The sequence below is a fragment of the Vibrio sp. Y176 genome (assembly GCF_033438945.1).
The window spans coordinates 1-810 of the sequence record NZ_JAWOQS010000330.1 but is presented as its reverse complement, the minus strand read 5'-3'; the positions used below and the strand labels follow the sequence as shown (position 1 = coordinate 810).

Below are 810 nucleotides of genomic sequence, written 5' to 3'. Positions count from 1 at the left end.
GACTTCTGACACCGTAAAAAATGACAACAAACCAATCACTCAGGAAGTGTGGAACGACCTAAAAGAGTTGGTGACTAACCAGTTGTCTGGCAAACGCCTATTTGTCGTTGACGGTTACTGTGGTGCTAACCCAGATACTCGCTTGAGCATTCGTGTGATCACAGAAGTAGCATGGCAAGCACACTTCGTGAAAAACATGTTCATTCGTCCTACCGAAGAAGAACTTGCAACGTTTGAACCTGACTTCGTAGTAATGAACGGCGCGAAATGCACCAACCCGAAATGGGAAGAGCAAGGTCTGAACTCTGAAAACTTCACGGTCTTCAACCTTACTGAGCGTACACAACTGATCGGTGGTACGTGGTACGGCTGCGAGATGAAGAAAGGTATGTTCGCGATGATGAACTACTTCCTTCCTCTGAAAGACATCGCATCGATGCACTGTAGTGCCAACATGGGCAAAGACGGCGACGTAGCAGTATTCTTCGGCCTATCTGGTACAGGTAAAACAACACTCTCTACCGACCCTAAACGCGCTCTAATTGGTGATGATGAGCACGGCTGGGATGACGATGGTGTCTTCAACTTCGAAGGCGGTTGTTACGCGAAAACCATCAAGCTATCGAAAGAAGCGGAGCCAGACATCTACAACGCGATCCGCCGCGATGCGCTGCTAGAAAACGTAACGGTTCGTAGCGACGGCTCTATCGATTTTGATGACGGTTCTAAGACAGAAAACACACGTGTTTCTTACCCTATCTACCACATCGAAAACATCGTTAAGCCAGTATCAAAAGGCGGTCACGCAAA

At 47.8% G+C, this 810-nt stretch carries 1 protein-coding gene; it reads left to right on the top strand.

From position 1 onward, the window contains the following. A partial coding sequence (locus R7O13_RS25875; protein ID WP_318305074.1) for a phosphoenolpyruvate carboxykinase (ATP) occupies positions 1 to 810 on the top strand: 810 nt, incomplete at both ends.